The following is a 17,990-nucleotide window of genomic DNA, read 5'->3' as shown; positions in this document are numbered from 1 at the left end:
GCAACGCCGGGTGTTGCACCCGACCTTGCGCTATAGTTGCTGCCCTCACATACACGCTGCCAAAGAGTTCCTACTCCATGTTCAACAAAGGATTGTTGCTGGCCTGCGCGCTGGCCTTGCTCAGTGCCTGTGACTCTTCCACGCCAGACAAACCTGCGCCGGCGCAGAAGCCTGTTGCTACAGCGCCCGCCGAAGCCGCTGCCCCCAAACGCGAAGACCCCGCCGTGCTCGCCAAGCGCTACGAGGGCCGCGAAATCACGGTGCTGGACGTATCCGAAGTGCAGCTCGATGGTGCGGCCACGCTGTCGATCAGCTTCTCCGCACCGCTGGATGCCAAGCAGGACTTTGCCACCAAGGTACACCTGGTCGATACCGTCAAAGGCAAGCTCGACGGCGCCTGGGAACTCTCTGACAACCAGATGGAACTGCGCCTGCGCCACCTGGAACCACAGCGCAAGCTGGTGCTGACCGTGGACAAGGGCCTGCTCGCGGTCAACGGCAAGCAACTGGACAGCGAGTCGGTCACCCAGCTGGAAACCCGCGACATGCAGCCGACCATCGGCTTTGCCAGCCGTGGATCGCTGCTGCCCACACGCCTGGCCGAAGGGCTGCCGGTGATTGCCCTCAACGTCGACAAGGTCGATGTCGAGTTCTTCCGGGTGAAGCCGGAAATGCTCTCGACCTTCCTGGCCAGCTGGGGGCGCAACAGCAGCCTGTACTACTACCAGTCCAAGGAAACCCTGGACATGGCCGAGCTGGTCTACAGCGGCCGCTTCGACCTCAACCCTGCCCGTAACACCCGCGAAACCGTGCTACTGCCCATCGCCGGCATCAAGCCACTGCAGGATCCGGGTGTGTACCTGGCAGTGATGCGCGCCTCGGGCACCTACGACTACTCGCAGCCGGCGACCCTGTTCACCCTCAGTGACATCGGCGTGTCGGCACACCGTTACCGCGACCGCCTGGACGTGTTCGCGCAGGCGCTGGAAGGCGGCAAGGCGTTGAGCGGCGTCAACCTCGAAATCCATGACGAGAAGGGCAAGCTGCTGGCCCAGGCCAGTACCGATGGCAAAGGCCACGCCCAACTGCCGATCACCCCGAAGGCCGATACCCTGATCGCCACCCAAGGTGTGCACACCACCCTGCTGCGCCTGAACACCGCCGCGCTGGACCTGGCCGAATTCGACATCACCGGCCCCCAGGCCAACCCGCTGCAGTTTTTCATCTTCGGCCCGCGTGACCTGTATCGCCCAGGCGAAACCGTGCTGCTCAACGGCCTGCTGCGCGACCAGGACGGCAAACCCGTCAAAGCCCAACCCGTCAGCGTGGAAGTGCGCCGCCCGGATGAGCAGGTCAGCCGCAAGTTCGTCTGGGAAGCCGACAGCAATGGCTTGTACCAATACCAGCTGCAACTGGCCACCGAAGCCCCGACCGGGCGCTGGCAGTTGCTGCTCGACCTGGGCGGCGGGCGCAAGCAGGTGTATGAGTTCCTCGTCGAAGACTTCCTGCCTGAGCGACTGGCGCTGGAGCTGAAGGGGAGCAGCACGCCACTGTCGCCGGATGAGGATGCGCGCATCCAGGTCAATGGCCGTTACCTCTATGGCGCCCCGGCTGCTGGTAATCGCCTGAGTGGCCAGGCCTATGTGCGCCCGCTGCGCGAGGCGGTGCCCGCTCTGCCGGGCTACCAGTTTGGCTCGGTCACCGAAACCGAGCTGAACCAGGATCTGGAACTGGACGAAGTCACCCTCGACCAGGCGGGCAAGGCGGTGGTCGATATCGAAAGCCGCTGGGCCGAAGCCCGCTCGCCGCTGCAACTGACCGTGCAAGCCAGCTTGCAGGAGTCGGGTGGCCGTCCGATCACCCGGCGCCTGGAGCAGCCGATCTGGCCAGCCGAGCGCTTGCCGGGCCTGCGTGGCCTGTTCGATGGCGAGGAAACCGACAGTGACGGGCCAGTGGAATTCGAGTTCCTGGTGGCCGACCGCGATGGCAACAAGCTGGCGGCCGATGACCTCAAGGTGCGGTTGATTCGTGAGCGCCGCGACTACTACTGGAACTACTCGCAGAGCGACGGCTGGAGCTACGCCTACAACGAAAAATTCCTCACCCAGAGCGAAGAGACGGTCAGCGTCAAGGCCGGCTCCACTGCCAAGCTGAGCTTCCAGGTTGAATGGGGCCCTTACCGCGTCGAGGTGGAAGACCCGCAAACTGGCTTGGTTTCCAGCGAACGCTTCTGGGCCGGCTACCGTGCCCAGGACAACGCTGAAGGCGGTGCCGTACGCCCCGACCAGGTCAAGCTGGCGCTGGACAAACCGTCCTACGCCGACGGTGCCACGGCCAAGGTCACCGTCACCCCGCCTGCCGCAGGTAGCGGCTACCTGATGATCGAGTCCAGCGATGGCCCGCTGTGGTGGCAGGAAATCGACGTGCCCGCCGAAGGCAAGACCTTCGATGTGCAACTGGACAAAGCCTGGGCCCGCCACGACCTGTATATCAGCGCGCTGGTGATCCGCCCGGGTGAGCGCAAGGCCAACGCCACGCCCAAGCGTTCGGTGGGTGTGCTGCACCTGCCGCTGGACCGCGCTGAGCGCAAGTTGGCGGTGAGTCTGCAGGCACCAGACAAGATGCGCCCGAAACAACCGCTGACCGTGAAGGTGAAGGCCGCCAATGCGGATGGCAGCGTGCCCAGGCAAGTGCATGTGCTGGTGTCGGCGGTTGACGTGGGCATCCTCAACATCACCGATTTTAAAACTCCCGACCCGTTCGCCAGCCTGTTCGGTCGCAAGGCCTACGGTGCCGACCAACTGGATATCTACGGCCAGCTGATCGAAGCCGGGCAGGGCCGCCTGGCCAGCCTGGCGTTCGGTGGTGACGCGGCCATGGCCAAAGGGGGCAAGCGCCCTAATACCACGGTGACCATCGTCGCCCAGCAGAGCTTGCCGGTGACTCTGGATGACAAGGGTGAGGGCGAAGCTACGGTCGATATCCCGGACTTCAACGGCGAGCTGCGGCTGATGGCCCAGGCCTGGACCGAAGAACACTTCGGCATGGCCGAAGGCAAGACCGTGGTGGCCGCGCCACTGATTGCCGAGCTTTCGGCCCCGCGCTTCCTGGCCGGAGGCGACCGCACCAGTCTGGCGCTGGATTTGGCCAACCTGTCGGGCCGCGCTCAACAACTGAATGTTGAAATCACCACCGAGGGGCAGCTTAGCCTCGTGGCCAGTGCCGTACAGAACGTAGCCCTGACTGAAGGCCAGCGTTCGACACTGATGATCCCGGTGCAGGCCCAGGGCGGCCTGGGGCAAGGCAAGGTGCATGTGCGGATCACAGGCCTGCAACTACCAAACGAGCCGACCACCGCGTTCGAACGGGAGTGGACGTTGGGCGTGCGCCCGGCCTACCCGGCGATGCTCAAACACTACCGCGTGGCTTTGAAAGACCAACCCTGGACCCTGCCTGAGGCGGACCTGGCGGCCTTCGAGCCTGCCGGCCTGGAAGCGAGCCTGGCCTTGTCGAGCCGGCCGCCGCTGAACCTGGCCGAGCAGATTCGCGCCCTGGAAGCCTACCCCTACGGTTGCCTTGAGCAGACCACCAGCGGCCTTTACCCGTCGTTGTACGCCGATGCCGACAGCCTCAAGCGCCTGGGCATCAAGGGCGAGCCGGCGGACGTGCGCAAGCGCAAGATCGAGATGGGCATCGAGCACCTGTTGGGCATGCAGCGCTACAACGGCAGCTTTGGCCTGTGGAGTTCGGACAGCGAAGAAGAGTACTGGCTGACTGCCTATGTCACCGACTTCCTGCTGCGTGCCCGTGACCAGGGTTACGGCGTGCCGGCCGAGGCGTTGAAGAAGGCCAGCGAGCGCCTGCTGCGCTACCTGCAAGAGCGCAACCTGATCGAAGTGGACTACAGCGAAAACGCCGACCACACCCGCTTCGCCGTGCAGGCCTATGCAGCGCTGGTGCTGTCGCGCAGTCAGCAGGCGCCGTTGGGTGCCTTGCGTGGCCTGTTCGAGCGCCGTGCCGATGCGCGTTCCGGCTTGCCGCTGGTACAACTGGCAGTGGCACTGGACAAGATGGGCGACAAGCCGCGAGCCGAGCAGGCTTTGCAGGCGGGCCTGGGCATCAGCCGTGGCAAAGGCTGGATGGCGGACTACGGCAGCGCACTGCGTGATCAGGCGTTGATCCTGGCCTTGTTGCAGGAGAGCAACCTTGCCAGCAGTCAGGTCGACCAGCGGCTGTTCGCCTTGTCGGACGAACTGGCGGCCAACCGCTGGTTGTCGACCCAGGAGCGCAATGCACTGTTCCTTGCCGGCCGTGGCCTGTTGGGCAAGCCGGAAGGCAAGTGGCAGGCACGCCTGGACAGCGCTGGCGAGGTGCGCGAGTTCAACAATGCCGAAGCCGGCATGAAGCTGGAAGGCCCGCTGCTGGCTTCGCCGCTGAGCGTGCAGAACGAAGGCAGCGAGACGCTGTACCAGCAACTCACCCTGTCTGGTTACCCCCGTCAGGCGCCTGCGGCCGGCGGCAATGGTATGCAGATTCGCCGTGAGTACCTGGGCATGAATGGCCAGCCATTGGACCTGCATAACCTGCGCAGCGGCGACCTGGTGCTGGTGCACCTTGCGCTCAAGGCCGAAGACCGCGTGCCGGATGCCTTGGTGGTGGACTTGCTGCCCGCAGGCCTGGAGCTGGAAAACCAGAACCTGGCGCAGAGTGCCGCCAGCCTGGACAACGCCAGCACCGCGGTGAAGGAATGGCGCGAGTCGATGCAGAACGCCAGCGTGGTGCACCAGGAGTACCGTGATGACCGTTATGTTGCCGCGCTCAAGCTCGACGGCTACGGCACCACCCACCTGTTGTACCTGGCGCGGGCGGTGACCCCGGGCACCTACCGTGTGCCGCCGCCGCAGGTTGAGTCGATGTACCGGCCGAACCTGCAGGCCGTGGGGGATGGGCAAGGGGAGATGACCGTAAAAGCCCGGTAAGAATCTGCCCTGCGCATCCACTGGGTCGCGCAGGGCAGCTCTACCATCAGTGAATCACCCAGCTCATCACCCACAGCCCCAGCACCAGCCAGATGATCCCGAGGATGATCGAGGCGCGCATGAACGCGCGGATGGCCGAGTACAGCAGCATCAGGCCGACGATCAGGGCCAGGATGCTGAGCAGCGAGGTGTCCATGCCCAGTGTGCGCGCCAGGCCGTCGATGAAATTGCCGCCAGCATTGGCCAGCAGGTTGAACAGCCCGCTCAATGCGTCGACGATGAAGCGGATCAACGACCCCAGTGCCTGGCCCAGCCACTCGAAAAAACCTTCTACATGCATAGTTGTTTCCTGATGAACGATTCGGCGAGGTTGCCGTTCCCAAGCCTTTGGCCATCACCTGGCCAGGTCGGTTCCCGATGCCAAGCTTAGCGCGGCCATGCACGCGTGCGGGCAAGTGGTTGCGTGCCACGGTAATCGGCTTGCTAGTGCTGTGTGGCCTGGTGTGGCTGGCTGACCGGATCTGGCCGCTGCCCATGCCGGGCGACGACCTGGCCCGGGTGGTGGTGGCCGAAGACGGCGCGCCGTTGTGGCGCTTTGCCGATGCCGAGGGTGTCTGGCGCTACCCGGTCAGCCCTGACGAAGTTACGCCGTTGTACCTGCAGGCCTTGCTGACTTACGAGGACCGCTGGTTCTACCGCCATCCCGGGGTCAACCCCCTGGCCCTGGCCCGAGCCGCCTGGCTGAACCTGCGCGGCGGACGCGTGGTGTCGGGCGGCAGCACGCTGTCGATGCAGGTGGCACGGCTGCTCGACCCGCATGAACGTACCCTGGCCGGTAAACTGCGCCAACTGTGGCGTACGGCGCAGCTGGAGTGGCATCTGTCCAAGCGCGAAATCCTGCAGATCTACCTTGACCGCGCACCCTTTGGCGGCACCTTGCAGGGGGTTGCCGCAGCCAGCTGGGCGTACCTGGGCAAATCACCCTTGCACCTGACCCCGGCCGAAGCAGCGCTGCTGGCGGTACTGCCACAGGCGCCCAGCCGGCTAAGGCCGGACCGCCATCCTGCGCGTGCCCAGCGTGCCCGCGACAAGGTGCTGCAGCGCCTGGCCGAATACCAGGTATGGCCTGCGCAGCAAATCCGCGAGGCAGCCGAGGAGCCGCTGGTGCTGGCTCCACGTCAGGGGCCCGCCTTGGCGCCCTTGCTCGCCAGACGGCTGAACAGCGCCGACAGCCCACCGCTGATCCGCACCACCCTCGATGCGGCACTGCAGCGGCGCCTGGAAGACCTGCTGTTGGGCTGGCGTGCGCGCCTGCCGGAGCGTACCTCGGCAGCCATCCTGGTAGTCGAGGCGCAGACCATGGCGGTGCGTGCCTACCTGGGCTCGATTGATCTGGCCGATGAGCGCCGCTTCGGGCATGTCGACATGGTGCGTTCGCTACGTTCACCCGGTTCTACGCTCAAGCCGTTCCTGTACGGCATGGCGCTGGATGATGGCCTGATCCATTCCGAATCGCTACTGCAGGACGTGCCACGCCGCTATGGCGACTACCGGCCCGGTAACTTCTCCATGGGCTTCAGCGGGCCGGTGTCGGCCAGTTCGGCGCTGGCCCTGTCACTCAACTTGCCGGCGGTGCAATTGCTGGAGGCCTACGGCCCGAAACGCTTTGCCGCGCAACTGCGCATGGCGGGTATGCCGCTGATACTACCGCCGCTGGCCGAGCCCAACCTGTCGTTGATCCTCGGTGGCGCCGGTAGCCGTCTGGAAGACTTGGTGGGTGGTTATGCAGCCTTCGCGCGCGGTGGCAACAGCGCGAGGGTGCGCTTGCAACCTCAGGAGCCGCTGGTAGAGCGGCGCTTGCTGTCACCGGGGGCGGCGTGGATCATCCGGCGCATTCTCAGTGGCCAGGCGCGCCCCGACCGCGACCCGCACGCCGAGCTGGTGCAGCGCCCGCAACTGGCCTGGAAAACAGGCACCAGTTATGGCTTTCGCGATGCCTGGTCGATTGGCGTGGGCCCGCGCTACCTGATCGGCGTGTGGATCGGCCGCCCGGACGGCACACCCGTACCCGGCCAGTTCGGCCTGGCCTCGGCGGCGCCACTGATGCTGCAGGTGCATGACCTGCTGAGCAACCGCGACAGCCAGCGCGGCATCAGCGTGCCGGTGGAGCGGGTGCCGGCGAATATCGGGGTGGCGGCGATCTGTTGGCCGCTGGGCCAGCCGATGAGCAAGCAGGACCCCAACTGCCGGCGTCAGCGTTTTGCCTGGACCCTGGATGGCACCACGCCGCCAACCCTGCAAGCTGCCGATCAGCCGCTGGGCCTGGGCCTGCGTGAGCGCGTGTGGGTCAACGAGCAGGGGCTGCGTGTGGATGGTAGCTGCCCAAGCGCCAAGGCCCGTGACATTGCGTTGTGGCCGGCCCCGCTGGAGCCCTGGCTACCCCGTGTCGAGCGGCGCGCGGCGCGCCTGCCGGCCATCGACCCGGCCTGCCCGCCGCAGGTGCCGGCCAGCGCACCGCCGCTGTCGATCGTCGGCGTGCGCCCCGGCGACAACCTGCGCCGCCCGGCCACCAGCAGCGAGCCGTTGCAACTCTATGTATCGGCCTTGGGCGGGGGCGGGCGGCGCTGGTGGTTCCTCAATGGCCAGCCCTTGGGCGAAACCCAGGGGCAGGACAGCCTGCTGGTTCGCTTGCCGCAGGTCGGACAGGCCGAGCTCAGCGCGCTGGATGAAAGCGGCGAGACGGCGCGGGTGGCGTTCCAGGTCAGCGAGTAGGCGTTCGACGGCATTCGGGCCAGCACCTACGCTTGCAGATAACGGGTGTGACCGGCTGGCGCCCCGTAACCAAGGGAACATGGAGCGCCCTATGCGTCCTCTGGCCGTGCCCCTGCTGTTGTTGCCTTGGGCGCTTGCTGCCCACGCAGAGCCATTGCCGGGTTTTCTCGACAGCCATGAATACGAACGGCGCCTGCCTGCTGCCAACCTGCCGATAGAGGCCTACCGCCCCATCAGCCCCAACCTGAGGTTGGCCGGGCCGGTTGGCGAAAGACTTGACTGGGCACCTGCGGACACGCCCGTCGTTGTGCATAAAGTGCGTTTCGAGGGGGGCACGGTGTTCCCCTTGAGTGATCTGCGCGAGCACTACCAGCCGCTGGTCGGGCGCCAGACCACGTTGGGCGAGTTGCAGCAGTACACCCAGCAGCTAACCCAGCGCTATCGGCAGGAGGGTTACCTGCTTTCCTATGCCTACCTGCCACCGCAGAATGTGGCCGAGGGCCGGGTGAATGTGGTGCTGGTCGAGGGTTACATCCGCGATTACCACATCGACGGTGATATCGGCCCGGCCAGCGACTATCTCCGGCAGCTATTGGCACGCCTTGAGGCTGAGCGCCCGCTGACCCGCGAAACGCTAGAACGCTACCTGGGGCTGGCAGGGCGCTTGCCCGGCGTGTCGATAGAGGCTGAGCTGGCGATGGCAAGAACCGGTGACGGTGCGGCCCTTTTGACCGTGCATGCGCGGCACAAACCGTTCAGCGCCGCTGTTACGTTGGCAGACTCCAGTCGCGATGATGCACAGGCGCTGCTGACGGCCACCAGCAATGCCCAGACCCGCTTTGCCGAACAGTTCCAGGCCAGCCTGCTACTGCCCCCAGGCGATGACCAGGTGCATTACCAACGGCTGGATTACAGCCAGCACCTGGACGAGGCCGGCAGCCAACTGTTGTTGTCGGCTTCGCGCTACCGCAGTGAGCCGGGCACGCGAATCCGCCTGGACGATGGCCGCGACATCACCCGTGAGCGTGACAGCCAACGCTATGCGATAGGCCTGCGCCAACCCGTGATTGTCAGGCCGAATGAATGGCTGGCCGTGCAGGGGCACGTGTATGCGGTCAGCGAACATGTCGAAGAGCGGCAGTCTTCGTCACGGGACTACGACACTTCTGTGCGCGCGCTGTCATTCGAGGGCGACTGGCGCAAAGTGGAAGGTAGTCGCCTGCGCATGGTCAGTGCCGGGGTCTACCAAGGCCTGGATTACCTGGGCGCCCGCAGCGATGCCGACTACGACATGGACTTTTTGCGGTTCAGGTTGTCGGCCCTGCAAAGTGACCCGCTGTCAGCGAGTTGGCAGGGTGTAGTGTCTGGCGCGTTGTACTGGAGTGATGACCGGCTACCCGATAGCGAACGGGTGGGGTTTGGTGGGCAGAGCTTCGGGCGTGGCTATCCCCGTGATCAGGCCGACGGAGACAAGGGGTGGGGTGTGGCTTACGAGGTGAGCTACAGCATGCGGGGTAGCAGGTTGGCGCTGGTTCAGCCCTATTTGGCAGTGGATGCGGCGCAGACCTGGCATAACCGGGGATCGGTGGAGGATGCCCACCTGGCTTCGGCGGCACTGGGTGTACGGTTGGGGGATGGGCGGCTTTTCAATGTTGCGTTGGAGGTGGCAAAACCGCTGGCGGATGTGGCGTTGGACAGTCTGGACCGTGCCCCCCGCTTGACCTTGAGTATTGGCCTTCAACTGTAGGGGGGCGCTTTGCGCGCCTTGTGTCGCGATGGGCTGCAAAGCAGCCCCGGCAATTTTGAAGCAGTCACTTAGTGGGTAGTAAACCGCTGGTGAACCGGTGACGAACTGGGCGTCAGTGCCAGTGCCAACTGGGTGCGGTTGTGCATGTGGGTCAGGCGCAGTATCTGCGACACATACAACTTCACCGTGTTTTCGGTAATGCCCAGCTCACAGGCAATCTGGTAGTTGGTCTTGCCCTTGCTCACCAGCCGTGCCACTTCAAGTTGGCGCGGCGATAGCTTCTCGAACGCTGCCGGTAGCTCGCTCTCACTGTCTTCCACATCGCTGGCGCGTCGGTGGGTGCCTTGGCCGCGGGCCTTTTCCAGGTCCTGGTACAATTCGTCCACCGAGTCGGCCAGATTCTGCAACCGCTGGTTCAACCCGCCCAAGGCGCGGAAGTTGCGCTGGCGCTCCAGTAGGGCCTCTTCCTGGCGGCGCACGCCCTCGAGCAGTTCATCGAGGTCCGTGGGCTTCTGGTAGTAATCGGCAAAGCCTTCACGCAGGGCGCGGATCACATCCTGTTTTTCCGCGCGCCCAGTCAGCATGATGGCTTCGAACATGCGCTGCCCGGTGATTTGCTTGAGCGCGCGAACCAGTTCGATACCATCACGGTCGGGCATGTGCAGGTCGCAGATGATCAGGCCAATGGCCTCGTCAGCCAGGTAGCGCTCGAGGGCTTCGTCGGTGGAATGGGCCGGCAGGCAGTGGTAACCCCGGCTTTCAAGAAACTCACATAGCTGTTCGACGATGACTGGCTGGTCATCGACCACCAAAATCTTCACATCACTGAAAGGTCTGGACACGATCAACTCCCTGTTCGTATGCGGCCCTGCTCCCGGGCCAGACGCTCTGGCAGCTTAAAAATAGCCCTACGTTGCGATTTTGTACAAGGCATGTACAAGGTATCGGACCATAGGTTGGCTCATTGGATCCATACCGCCGTTAGAAGAAAACCTGCTAGCACATAGGGTACGAAGGCCTGTTTGTCGCCCATTTCTTCAGTCAGGGTTTGCAACCGCTTCTTTACTTTGGGGTTGAGCAGGGTCCACAGACGCCGGCGGGTAAGCAGCCACACCAGCACACTGACGCCGGCGCCGATGAAGGTGCCGAGCACGTATTGCGGGCTGGTGGCGAGGGCCAGCGCGCCCATCAGCTTGACGTCGTCGGCACCGAAGCGGCCGAGCATGTACCCCGGCAAGGTCAGCAGCATGACGATGGCCAGCGCCCAGCCGGCATCGGCGGCCTCGGCGCCGATCCAGCTGCGACCGGTGGCGAACAGCCAGACCAGAGCGCCCGTTGCCACGCCCAGGGTCAGCAGGTTGGAGATCTGGCGTTGACGCACATCCTGTTCGGAGCACAAGGCAAGCCACAGCAGGAGAACAATGCTTTGCATTGGCAGGTCGCCTTTCCCAAAAGTTGAACACTTCTACCCGGTCAGTCAGGTTTCCTTAAGTGAAGATAGACGGGAACCTGCGAGGGAGTGGGCGGGAACGGGAAAAAGGCGTGGTCGAAATGGATTTTGTCGTTCTTGACACCGTTTAAGTGGGGGAGCGACCTTGGGGCGCGAAAAGGTGCTCCCACTATTAAGGGCTGAGGCTTATTTCTTGCTACCCGGCGGGTAGTTGGCCAATACCTTGTTCACAGTATTGCGGATGGCGCTGTTGCGTTCTTCCGGGCTTGGCGGGTAGTTGTTCATGATTTGCTCGGCACTGCCGCGCCACACCAGCTTGCCGTCACGCCCGTCGAACATATCCACCTGAATGGTCGCGACCTTGTAGTCGACACTGCGGGTTTCGTTGTACATCGGGCCACCCCAGTAACCGCCCCAATAGCCACCCCAGCCACCGCCATAGTTGGTGGTGATCTGCTGCTGGCGCTGCTCGACGATCAGGTAGGTGCGGACCGTCAGGTCAGGCCGTGCGCCACCCTGGACCGGGCGCAGCCCACGTTGGTCGAGCTGGTCGGCTACCGCCTGGCGGATGCGCTGCTCGGTAAGGTCGCTCTTGATGCGGGGGTCGTCCGGGCGGTACTGCAGGCCCGGTTCCTGCCACGCCCAGCTGCGGTAAGCGGCAAAGTCACGGCTGGCATCGAAATCCTGCTGGACGTTGTTGCTGGAGCAGGCTGCAAGCAGTAACACGAATGACAGTAGAACGAGACGGCGCAACATGATGGTTCTCCGTTAGCGATTAACTGGGAGGATAGCCGCTGAGCGCCTTGTGCACAGAGTCTCGCAGGGCGCTTTCGCGTTCACGCGGCGAGTCCTTGTCGCTGCCGCTTTCGGCGCTGGCACTCCATACCGGCTGACCGCTGCGAGCGTCGTACAGGTCGATGCGCACTACCATCACGTCCACTTCGTAGGTGCGTACGATGGGCACGCTGGCATAACCCCCGTAGCCATGGCGATAGCCACCATAGCCCACGCCACCGTAGGGGTAGGGGCCGTAGTACGGGTCGTAGGTGTCGTAGTCACGCACCTGGCGCAAGCGTTTTTCCAGGCGCATGTCGGCGCTCACCAGCAGGTCGCCGGTGGCACCTCGGGCGGGGCGCAGGCCATGCTGGTCGAGTGCCCCGCTGACAGCATCGGCCAGTTGCGCCGGGTCGGCATTGGCCGAGCCACTGGGCAGTTCGCCGTTGCGCCAGCTCCAACTGCGGTAGTGCCCATAATCGCGGGCGGGTGCCGGGTAGGCACTGGCGTCGAAGGTGGTGGCCGCCTGGGCGGGGGCCGGAGGCAGCGGGCTGCTGCTGGCCACATACGGGTTGCTGCCCTGGCAGCCAGCCAGGGCGAATGGCAGCAGGGCCAGGCACAACAGACGGTACGGCATGAACTCCTCCGGCAGGGTGGGTTAGCGGGGGCGGCACACCCAGTGCAGGTAGCGGCCAAGCCCGGCGAAGGCGGGGTGGCGGCGGTGGGCCAGTTCCATTTCCAGCAGGTCGAGCAGCTCGGCCTTGCCCTGGAACTCCTTGGGCATGTAGTCGTGGAACACCCGCACACCGCTTTCGCTTTCAACTTGCCACATAGGATCAAGTTGCGCCTTGAGCGCGCGTGGATCAAGCGGTTTCTGTGGGGTCAGGCTCTGCTTTTCACCTTCCAGCCGGTTGCTGCGCAACTTGCGGAAATGGCCCTTGAGCAGGTTGCGATAGACCAGGGCGTCGCGGTTGTAGAAGGCCAGTGACAGCCACCCGGAAGGCGCCGTGAGCTGGTGCAGTACGGGCAGGATGCTCTCAGGCTCTGCCAGCCATTCGAGTACGGCATGGCATAGCACCAGGTCGTAAGGTTCGGTGAGCTGGCCGAGCAGGTCTTGCCAGGGGGCCTGGATGAACGTGGCAGTCTGGCCAGCCTCGGCAAAGCGCGCGCGGGCGCCATCGAGCATCGGCGCGGCAGGCTCGGCCAAGGTCAGGTGATGACCACGCTGGGCCAGCCACAAGGCCATGTGGCCCAGCCCGGCACCGATATCGAGAATGCGCAGCGGCCGATCGGGCAGTGCCTCGGCCAGGTCGGCTTGCAGCACGGCCAGGCGGATCGCACCCTTGGCACCGCCGTAGATCTTCTCGGCAAAGCGAGTGGCCAGCTCATCGAAGTGACGGTCATTCATCGGGCGAAGCGCCTTTCGCTGTCGGCCAGCTTGGCCCGCACCACCTGGTCCATGTCCAAGCCCAGCTCGCTGCACAGCAGCAACAGATAGAGCACCACATCACCGACCTCCTGGCCGGCGTGGGCCAGTTTGTCGGCAGGCAGCTGGCGCGATTCGTCTTCGCTCAGCCACTGGAAAATTTCTACCAGCTCGGCCATTTCGACGCTGGCGGCCATGGCCAGGTTCTTCGGGCTGTGGAAACCGCGCCAGTCGTTGTTGTCGCGGATCTGGTGCAGGCGTTGGGTGAGTTCTTGCAGATTCATCGGGGTCTCCTAATGCTGCATAGCTTCTGCCCAGGCCCGATGCAAAGCAAGTGGCCTACACCCGACCCCACCGCCCGATCATATGCAATACCTCCCCATGCCCCTCCAGCCGTAGCTGACCTGCAGTGCCTGCCTCACTGGCACTGAGCACCACCTCCGACGGCAACCGTACCGGTTTGCGGAAGTCCACTTCAAAGGCATACCCACTGTGCGGCAGGTGCCCACGCAATGCCGCCAGGGCCATGGCCATGCTCCACATGCCATGGGCAATGGCTGTAGGAAAGCCGAACAACCGGGCACTGACAGCACTGAGGTGGATAGGGTTGTAGTCCCCGCAGACCTTGGCATACCGCCGGCCGATGTCACTGTCGGCGTACCAGCGGCTGGCCTCGGGTAATGCATCTGGCTTAGCTTCGGGTGGTTCACTCGCCTCGCCTTCCAGCTTCAACCCACGTACCAGCATGCGGCTGGTTTCGCGCCAGAGCAGGCCAATGCCGTCTTCGGCCTCGGTGACCAGGTCGAAGGTGCCGCCCTTTGCATGCGGTTGCAGGTTGTGCGCATACACCGCAACGCGCAGCCCTTCGATACCGCCAAGCGGGCGCAGCACTTCGATGCGGTTGTACAGATGCACCAGGCCGAGCAGTGGGAAGGGGAAGTCTGGAGCGGTCATCAACTGCAACTGCAGGTTGAACGCCATGACATGTGGATACGTCGCCGGCAGGCGGCCATCGTCGGGAAAGTGGCAGAGCTTCCGGTAGGCGCCCAGGTTGCCCTGCTGAACCGGGATGAAGCAGCGTAGGCCATCGTCCGGCAGGTGGTCGCCGCTGATGGTGCGTTTGCTGGCTGCGCGCAGGTACAGGCTGGCGCGCGAAGCCGGGCTGTGCAGGTCATGCCAGTGTCGGCTCATGCTCAGGCCCCCATCAATGCCTGGCCGCACACCCGCAGCACCTGGCCGTTGACTGCCCCGGAGCCCGGTTGACTGAGCCAGGCAATGGCTTCGGCGACGTCCTGCGGACGCCCGCCCTGGCCCAACGAGCTCAGGCGCCGGCCGGCCTCGCGCAGGCCCATGGGCATGGCTGCGGTCATGTGGGTTTCGATAAAGCCGGGCGCCACGGCATTGATGCTGCCGCCACGTTCGGCGAGCCGGGGCGCCCAGGCCTGGGCTAGACCGATCAGCCCGGCCTTGCTGGCGGCGTAGTTGGCCTGCCCACGGTTGCCGGCAATGCCGCTGACCGAGGCCAGCAGGGTGATACGTGCGTTTTCCCCCAGCGCGCCACTGTCATACAGCGCCTGGGTCAGTACCTGTGGGGCCTTGAGGTTGACGGCCAGCACCGCGTCCCAGTAGTCCGGGGTCATGTTGGCCAGGGTCTTGTCACGCGTGATGCCGGCGTTGTGCACCACGATGTCGATGCCGTCGGGCAAGGCCGCCAGCAGTTGCGTTGCCGCGTCGCTGGCGCAGATATCCAGCGCCAGCGCTTTGCCACCCAGGCGTGCAGCGAGGGCGTCGAGGTCCTGGCTGGCCTGTGGTACATCCAGCAGCAGCACATCAGCGCCATCCCGTGCCAGGGTTTCGGCAATGGCAGCGCCGATGCCGCGCGCTGCGCCAGTGACCAGGGCACGACGGCCGGCCAGTGGGCGGGTCCAGTCCTCAACCCGGCTGATACAGGCTTCCAGGCGCAGCACCTGGCCAGAGATGAAAGCACTCTTGGGCGAGAGGAAAAAGCGCAGGGCGCCCTCCAGCTGGTCATCGGCTCCGGGGGCGACATACAGCAGCTGGGCAGTCGCGCCGTTGCGCAGCTCCTTGGCCAGCGAACGGCTGAAGCCTTCCAGTGCCCGTTGGGCAACGCTGGCCAACAGATTGTCGAGGCTTTCCGGTGCGCGCCCCAGCACCACGATATGCGCGCAAGGCGCCAGGCTACGCAGCAGGGGCTGGAAAAATTCGCGCAACTGCTTCAAGGCATCGCTGTCGGACAGATGACGGGCATCGAATACCACGGCCTGGATTTTCGGCCCCAGGCCGGCCACCCAGGCTTCAGCCAGCAGGTCGTCGGCATTGAAGCTGTAAACCTCGTCAGTCAGGCATGGGGCGATGGCTTCAACCTGTTTCGCCATTGGCCCGCCGCCCAGCACCAGCGCCCCTTCCACCGGGCGTAGGCGGCCGGCCTGCCAGCGCTCCAGCGGGGCTGGGCGTGGCAGGCCAAGGGCATCCACGAGGCGGCGGCCGAGGTTGGAGTTGGCAAAGCCGAGGTAGCGATCGCTCATGAGTGGGTCTCCGCAAAGGCAAGCTTGAAAGTGTGGACCAACTTCGTGGCAAGGTCGTTCGCCCACGGTAAAAACACCTAGGCTGTACGGATCAAATTGTTTCAGGAGGAAAAAGCGCATGCGTTCACTTCGCCGGGTCGCGATCCTGGGCGGCAACCGAATTCCCTTCGCCCGCTCCAACGGCGCTTACGCCACGGCCAGCAACCAGGCGATGCTCACTGTTGCCCTTGAAGGATTGATCGAACGCTATCGCCTGCATGGGCTGCGGCTGGGGGAGGTAGTGGCTGGCGCGGTGCTCAAGCACTCGCGCGACATGAACCTCACCCGCGAATGTGTGCTGGGTTCGCGCCTTTCACCGCAGACCCCGGCCTATGACCTCCAGCAAGCCTGCGGTACCGGGCTCGAAGCGGCGTTGCTGGTGGCCAACAAGATCGCCCTGGGGCAGATCGACAGTGGTATTGCCGGCGGCGTGGATACCACCTCCGACGCACCGATTGCCGTCAACGAAAGCCTGCGCCACATCCTCCTGCAAGCCAACCGTGGCAAAAGCCTGAGCGAGCGGCTCAAGCCCTTTCTCAAGCTCAGGCCTCACCACCTGAAACCCGAACTACCACGCAATGGCGAACCACGCACCGGGCTGTCGATGGGCGAGCATTGCGAGCGTATGGCCCAGGCCTGGCGCATTGGCCGTGCCGAACAGGACGCGTTGGCGCTGCTCAGCCACCAGAAACTGGCTGCCGCGTATGCCGAGGGTTGGCAGGATGATTTGCTGACGCCGTTTCTTACGTTGACCCGCGACAATAACCTGCGCCCCGACCTGACCCTTGAGCGGTTGGCCAAGCTGCAACCCGCCTTTGACCGCAGCGGGCAGGGCACGCTGACGGCCGGTAACGCCACACCGCTGACGGACGGCGCCTCTATGGTGTTGCTGGGCAGCGAGGAATGGGCCGCGCAGCAGGGGCTGGAGGTGCTGGCTTATCTGGTCGATGGCGAAACCGCTGCGGTGGACTTTGTGACCGGTCGCGAAGGGCTCTTGATGGCGCCGGTGTATGCCGTGCCACGCTTGCTGGCGCGCAATGGCCTGACCTTGCAAGACTTTGACTACTACGAAATCCACGAAGCCTTCGCTGCCCAGGTGCTGTGTACGCTCAAGGCCTGGGAAGATGCCGATTATTGCCGTGAACGGTTGGGGCTGGAGGCGCCGCTTGGGGCGATTGACCGCAGCAAGCTCAATGTAAAAGGCAGCTCGCTGGCAGCGGGGCACCCGTTTGCGGCGACCGGAGGGCGCATATTGGCCAACCTGGCCAAGCTGTTGGCCACGGCAGGGAAGGGGCGAGGGTTGATATCGATTTGTGCGGCAGGTGGGCAGGGGGTGACGGTGATTGTCGAGCGCACCTGACGTGCGTCTGCGTCAGCTGTTAGGCTTGTCCCATCAGAACTACAAGAAGCCGCCATGCCGACCATCGGACATCCCCGCGCCATCCCGGCGCTTGACCACCTGCCCAGGCCTCTCTACGCCCGTGCCGAAAGCCTCGGCGCCGGCTCCTGGACCACCCGCCACCAGCACGACTGGGTGCAGTTTTCCTACGCCATCAGCGGTGTACTTGGCGTGTACACCCGCGACGGCAGTTACTTCGCGCCGCCCCAGTGGGGGGTGTGGATTCCTGCTGATGCCGAGCACGAAGTGGTGACCTCGATGCAGGCCGAAATGCGCAGCCTGTATGTACGGCGTGATGCCTGCCCGTGGGCACCAGAGCAATGCCGGGTGCTGGAAGTAACCCCGTTGGCACGCGAGCTGATCAAGCAGTTTTGCCTGTTCCCGGCGGATTACCCCGAAGATGACAGCGCCGAAGCACGCCTGGTGGCGGTGCTGCTCGACCAGTTGCGCACGTTGCCCGAGGTCGGTTTTTCGCTGCCGTTGCCAAGGCACCCTGGGTTGCTGGGGCTGTGCAACGGTTTGATTGCTGCACCGGACCAGCCGCAGACATTGCAGCAATGGGCGCGGGAGCTGGGTTGCTCGGAGAAGACGCTGATGCGGCTGTTCCAGCGGGAGACTGGGTTGAGCTTTCGAAACTGGCGGCAGCGCATGCGGCTGTTGTCGTCGCTGGCGTTGCTGGAGGCGGGGGAGAATGTGACCGAGGCGGCGCTGGGATGTGGGTATGACTCGACTTCGGCTTACATTGCGGCGTTCAAGCAGTTGTTCGGGGCGACGCCTGGGGAGTTGAAGCTTTAGTCCTCGGTTGCCTGTACCTGCCTCTTCGCGGCGTTAGTCGCGAAGAGGCAGGTACAGGCAACG

At 64.4% G+C, this 17,990-nt stretch carries 14 protein-coding genes; 5 read left to right on the top strand and 9 right to left on the bottom strand.

The window, feature by feature from the left end; all coding sequences use genetic code 11:
• Window positions 1-77 precede the first annotated feature (77 nt).
• On the top strand, window positions 78-4,979 hold the full coding sequence (locus D8767_RS26055) for an alpha-2-macroglobulin (RefSeq protein ID WP_016715404.1): 4,902 nt from the start codon (window positions 78-80) through the stop codon (window positions 4,977-4,979).
• 46 nt (window positions 4,980-5,025) lie between these two features.
• On the opposite strand, the gene D8767_RS26050 is transcribed toward D8767_RS26055, so the two are convergent.
• Window positions 5,026-5,319 carry a hypothetical protein gene (locus tag D8767_RS26050; protein WP_016715405.1) on the bottom strand — a complete coding sequence of 98 codons (294 nt, stop codon included), beginning with the start codon at window positions 5,317-5,319 and terminating at the stop codon, window positions 5,026-5,028.
• Window positions 5,320-5,396: 77 nt separating this feature from the next.
• Between D8767_RS26050 and pbpC the strand changes: the two genes are divergently transcribed.
• The gene (pbpC, locus tag D8767_RS26045) at window positions 5,397-7,751 is read left to right on the top strand and encodes a peptidoglycan glycosyltransferase PbpC (RefSeq protein ID WP_063977315.1); all 2,355 of its coding nucleotides are present in this window, start codon (window positions 5,397-5,399) and stop codon (window positions 7,749-7,751) included.
• Window positions 7,752-7,842: 91 nt separating this feature from the next.
• Window positions 7,843-9,498: a ShlB/FhaC/HecB family hemolysin secretion/activation protein gene (locus D8767_RS26040; RefSeq protein ID WP_016715407.1), complete on the top strand. Its 1,656-nt coding sequence runs from the start codon at window positions 7,843-7,845 to the stop codon at window positions 9,496-9,498.
• 68 nt (window positions 9,499-9,566) lie between these two features.
• On the opposite strand, the gene D8767_RS26035 is transcribed toward D8767_RS26040, so the two are convergent.
• The 8 genes from D8767_RS26035 to D8767_RS26000 all read right to left on the bottom strand — a co-directional run bounded on the left by D8767_RS26035 (window position 9,567) and on the right by D8767_RS26000 (window position 15,694).
• Complete coding sequence (locus tag D8767_RS26035) at window positions 9,567-10,340, bottom strand: response regulator transcription factor (RefSeq protein ID WP_122048519.1); 774 nt, start codon at window positions 10,338-10,340, stop codon at window positions 9,567-9,569.
• A 119-nt stretch (window positions 10,341-10,459) separates the two neighbouring features.
• Window positions 10,460-10,930 carry a prepilin peptidase gene (locus D8767_RS26030; protein ID WP_016715409.1) on the bottom strand — a complete coding sequence of 157 codons (471 nt, stop codon included), beginning with the start codon at window positions 10,928-10,930 and terminating at the stop codon, window positions 10,460-10,462.
• A 204-nt stretch (window positions 10,931-11,134) separates the two neighbouring features.
• The gene (locus D8767_RS26025) at window positions 11,135-11,704 is read right to left on the bottom strand and encodes a DUF4136 domain-containing protein (RefSeq protein ID WP_016715410.1); all 570 of its coding nucleotides are present in this window, start codon (window positions 11,702-11,704) and stop codon (window positions 11,135-11,137) included.
• Window positions 11,705-11,723: 19 nt separating this feature from the next.
• Window positions 11,724-12,359, bottom strand: a complete 636-nt coding sequence (locus D8767_RS26020; protein ID WP_016715411.1) for a DUF4136 domain-containing protein — start codon at window positions 12,357-12,359, stop codon at window positions 11,724-11,726.
• Window positions 12,360-12,380: 21 nt separating this feature from the next.
• Entirely contained in the window at window positions 12,381-13,130 is a 750-nt protein-coding gene (locus tag D8767_RS26015; RefSeq protein ID WP_016715412.1) for a methyltransferase domain-containing protein, read from the bottom strand.
• Window positions 13,127-13,432 (bottom strand): MazG-like family protein, encoded by a 306-nt coding sequence (locus tag D8767_RS26010; protein WP_009685784.1) that lies wholly within the window; start codon window positions 13,430-13,432, stop codon window positions 13,127-13,129. Before D8767_RS26010 ends, D8767_RS26015 begins: the two co-directional genes overlap by 4 nt.
• A gap of 55 nt (window positions 13,433-13,487) precedes the next feature.
• Window positions 13,488-14,339: a MaoC/PaaZ C-terminal domain-containing protein gene (locus tag D8767_RS26005; protein ID WP_028699147.1), complete on the bottom strand. Its 852-nt coding sequence runs from the start codon at window positions 14,337-14,339 to the stop codon at window positions 13,488-13,490.
• Window positions 14,340-14,341: 2 nt separating this feature from the next.
• Window positions 14,342-15,694: a 3-oxoacyl-ACP reductase gene (locus D8767_RS26000; protein WP_016715414.1), complete on the bottom strand. Its 1,353-nt coding sequence runs from the start codon at window positions 15,692-15,694 to the stop codon at window positions 14,342-14,344.
• 118 nt (window positions 15,695-15,812) lie between these two features.
• Here D8767_RS26000 and D8767_RS25995 point away from each other — a divergent pair, with 118 nt between their 5' ends.
• Both D8767_RS25995 and D8767_RS25990 read left to right on the top strand, forming a co-directional pair.
• Complete coding sequence (locus D8767_RS25995; protein WP_016715415.1) at window positions 15,813-17,093, top strand: acetyl-CoA C-acetyltransferase; 1,281 nt, start codon at window positions 15,813-15,815, stop codon at window positions 17,091-17,093.
• A gap of 54 nt (window positions 17,094-17,147) precedes the next feature.
• The gene (locus D8767_RS25990) at window positions 17,148-17,927 is read left to right on the top strand and encodes a helix-turn-helix transcriptional regulator (RefSeq protein ID WP_028699149.1); all 780 of its coding nucleotides are present in this window, start codon (window positions 17,148-17,150) and stop codon (window positions 17,925-17,927) included.
• The last annotated feature ends 63 nt before the right edge of the window (window positions 17,928-17,990 follow it).

The organism is Pseudomonas sp. LTGT-11-2Z (assembly GCF_003691445.1).
Taxonomy (GTDB): domain Bacteria; phylum Pseudomonadota; class Gammaproteobacteria; order Pseudomonadales; family Pseudomonadaceae; genus Aquipseudomonas; species Aquipseudomonas monteilii.
The sequence above is the reverse complement of the archived record's forward strand: the minus strand, read 5'-3'. Positions and strand labels throughout refer to the sequence as shown.

Coding starts and splice junctions, on each gene's coding strand:
- D8767_RS26055 (WP_016715404.1), top strand. CDS start 78: ATGTTCAACAAAGGATTGTTGCTGGCCTGCGCGCTGGCCTTGCTCAGT.
- D8767_RS26050 (WP_016715405.1), bottom strand. CDS start 5,319: ATGCATGTAGAAGGTTTTTTCGAGTGGCTGGGCCAGGCACTGGGGTCG.
- pbpC (WP_063977315.1), top strand. CDS start 5,397: ATGCCAAGCTTAGCGCGGCCATGCACGCGTGCGGGCAAGTGGTTGCGT.
- D8767_RS26040 (WP_016715407.1), top strand. CDS start 7,843: ATGCGTCCTCTGGCCGTGCCCCTGCTGTTGTTGCCTTGGGCGCTTGCT.
- D8767_RS26030 (WP_016715409.1), bottom strand. CDS start 10,930: ATGCAAAGCATTGTTCTCCTGCTGTGGCTTGCCTTGTGCTCCGAACAG.
- D8767_RS26025 (WP_016715410.1), bottom strand. CDS start 11,704: ATGTTGCGCCGTCTCGTTCTACTGTCATTCGTGTTACTGCTTGCAGCC.
- D8767_RS26020 (WP_016715411.1), bottom strand. CDS start 12,359: ATGCCGTACCGTCTGTTGTGCCTGGCCCTGCTGCCATTCGCCCTGGCT.
- D8767_RS26015 (WP_016715412.1), bottom strand. CDS start 13,130: ATGAATGACCGTCACTTCGATGAGCTGGCCACTCGCTTTGCCGAGAAG.
- D8767_RS26010 (WP_009685784.1), bottom strand. CDS start 13,432: ATGAATCTGCAAGAACTCACCCAACGCCTGCACCAGATCCGCGACAAC.
- D8767_RS26005 (WP_028699147.1), bottom strand. CDS start 14,339: ATGAGCCGACACTGGCATGACCTGCACAGCCCGGCTTCGCGCGCCAGC.
- D8767_RS26000 (WP_016715414.1), bottom strand. CDS start 15,694: ATGAGCGATCGCTACCTCGGCTTTGCCAACTCCAACCTCGGCCGCCGC.
- D8767_RS25995 (WP_016715415.1), top strand. CDS start 15,813: ATGCGTTCACTTCGCCGGGTCGCGATCCTGGGCGGCAACCGAATTCCC.
- D8767_RS25990 (WP_028699149.1), top strand. CDS start 17,148: ATGCCGACCATCGGACATCCCCGCGCCATCCCGGCGCTTGACCACCTG.